Here is a 2685-nt window from a genome sequence, read left to right on the forward strand (position 1 = left end):
CCACATCGCCACATCGCCATCCCGCGCATCGGCCAGGAGGTGATCGTCGACTTCTGGGACGGCGACCCGGACCAGCCGGTCATCACCGGCCGCACGTACAGATCGAACCAGCTGCCGCCCTACGAACTTCCGCACCACAAGACCCGCATGACCATCAAAAGCCAGACCCACAAGGGCGAGGGCTACAACGAACTGCGCTTCGAGGATGAGAAGGACCAGGAGGAAATCTTCGTCCACGCGCAGAAGGACCAGAACCTCCACGTCAACCACGACGAAACCACCTTCGTCGGGCATGACCGCAGCGAGCAGGTGCAGCACGACGAGATCATCGCCATCGGACATGACCGCAGGGAAACGGTGGGCAACGACGAGCAGGTGACCATCGGCCAGGATCGGCGCCACGACGTCGGCCAGGACGACTTCCAGACTGTCGGGCGCAATCACACGATCCGCATCGGCAAGGATCGCACTGAGGAGGTGGGTAATAACCGCCGCGACAAGACCACGGCCAACCACTGGGTGGAGATCGGTGGGCACCGCGAAACCACCGTGCAGGGCCACGACAAACTGCAAGCCGGGCAAAGCATCGAGCGCAAGACCGCGCGCTACGAACTACAGGCCGGCCAGGTGGCCCGCCTGCGCGGCCCCGGCGGCACCATCACGCTGGACGACAGCGGCATCACCGTGGACGGCATAGCGATCCATCTCAAGGGACCGTTGAACCAACAGGCCGGAGGCGGGGGCAACACCACCGCCGTTGACGGCACGCCCGCCGCCGGCGAGCCCATTTGTATCAGTTGCTGGCTCAAAGCTGCCGTCCAGCGCAAAGCCCTGATGAAGGTGGACGCATGATCGCCCACCAGCTCTTGCAGGCATTCAGCGAAGACCTGCACTATAACGCCGCCGCACGGCCGTGTTACTTGATGGCCTTGATCGACATGGCGATGTTGACCCCAGCGCAACGCGAACAAGTGACCGCGCGTTTCGAGGGATTGCTGCACCCTCTGCTGCTCGACCCGGACTATGCCACGCTGCAACCCTTGGGCGCGATGCTGGCTGGCACGGGCGAAAGCAGCCCGGCCGGCTTCGACACCCTCATCGCCAAGGCCAGCGGCTACGGCACCGACGTGATCCAGGCCTGGGTGACCAGCCTGTGGCCTCCCGATATGCTGGCCGGCCACCTCAGCCACGCCACTTTCGCGCAAGGCGGCGAAGGCGAACGCTACCTGCTGCGCTATTACGATCCCCTGGTCCTGCCGGTCCTGCACCGCGCGGCCAGCCCGGCCTGGGTGGGCTGGTTCTTCGCTCCCTTCCTGTCCTGGTGGTTTGCCGGCGCCACGCCGGAACACCCGCGCTGGAGCCGCATCCCCGGCGGCGCGCGCCTGCCGCAGCCGTCGCCGCCGGCGCTGACATTGACCGATGCCCTGTGGGAAGCCCTGGTTTCCGATCCGTTGCCGCATCAGTTGCTGCACCCTGACCACCTACGTCCTGGTGGGGTTGTCAATACCTGCTGCACGCCTGGCCGCCGATCGCGACTGGCAGGATGCCGTGAAGCGCGCCGTCGCCGATCAGGTTCCGCTGAGCCAGTCGCTGGCCGCTCTGAAGCACCAGGCAGACCCAAGGAGGCCGCAATCATGACCACGAACTCCCCTGCCACACTCCTGTCCCAGGCACTTCGCGTTGCCCGGCAAACGCGCAGGGACGAAGCGCCCAGTCCTTGTGTCGAGTGCAAGACGGAGGTAGCCATCCTGCCGCTGCGCTATGCCGTCCTCGCCCATGGCGACTTGAAGGCCTTGGACAAACTGGCGCCACAGCTACCATCCAATCTCGGCAAGAACTTCCCCGCATTCGACAAACTCAATGCCCGGTACGCTGTGCGCAGCCTGCGCGAGGGCTATCTCTATGCCTTCGTCAAGCGCCTGGGCAAGGACTGGTCCTGCGAGAGCGCCTGGCATGCCGTGTCCGCCGGCATATTCCATCCGATCTGGCCGTATGCACCTCACCAGCCGATCGCCGACACGCAAGGTATTCAACTGCGGAGCGGTTGGACCATTTGCTTCAAAGCGCCGGAGGATATCGAAGAATTGCGCCTGCTGTTCACGCCTGACCCCCTCACCAAGCGCATGGTGGACGAGGTGCGCGACAAGACCTACCTGCGCAACAAGTTGCAGTCATTCGACATCAAGAGGATTGCGGACACGTGCTCGTTTGCTGACGACGTACTCGACCCGATGATCATCGACGGCACCTTGTCGGACGCCATTGCCCGCACCGACAAGGCGCTCGCGCCGGTGCTCGCCGGCCAGCTTTACTCCAGCCCGGATTACGAATACCACACGCCCTGGGTCGCCTCGGACCTCAAGGAAACCGCTCGCCGCGCGCGCGGTTGTGCGGTGGTACTGCACGATCCCATCGGCATCACCCAGCAGCTCAACGCATGGCGCAACGAGGCGGTGGAACAGCTCAAAGGCTACCTTAGCCTCAAGAACCCCAAAGGCCTCGACAATGAACGCCTGGTCCTGGTGGCCCAGGCGTTCGACGACGTCAGGCAGCTGTTCGAGGACAAGTCGGCCGCCATCGAGGCGCGACACTACATCGACATCGAGCGCGCCAAGATCGAAGACCCCGGCGCCGCCATGACCCGCGGCTGGGTGCTCGACGCGGAGCAGGAGGCCCGCTGGGAAC

At 64.6% G+C, this 2685-nt stretch carries 2 protein-coding genes; both read left to right on the top strand.

Annotated features, from left to right (window positions below):
• Nucleotides 1-852: type VI secretion system Vgr family protein (locus tag AC1DO7_RS41260; protein ID WP_477117571.1), on the top strand; the 852-nt coding region annotated here is incomplete at its 5' end.
• The coding region (locus AC1DO7_RS41265; protein ID WP_477117572.1) for a toxin VasX at nt 849-2685 on the top strand (1837 nt) is incomplete at its 3' end. The genes AC1DO7_RS41260 and AC1DO7_RS41265, both read left to right, overlap by 4 nt.

Source organism: Cupriavidus sp. 05N40, from assembly GCF_056397305.1.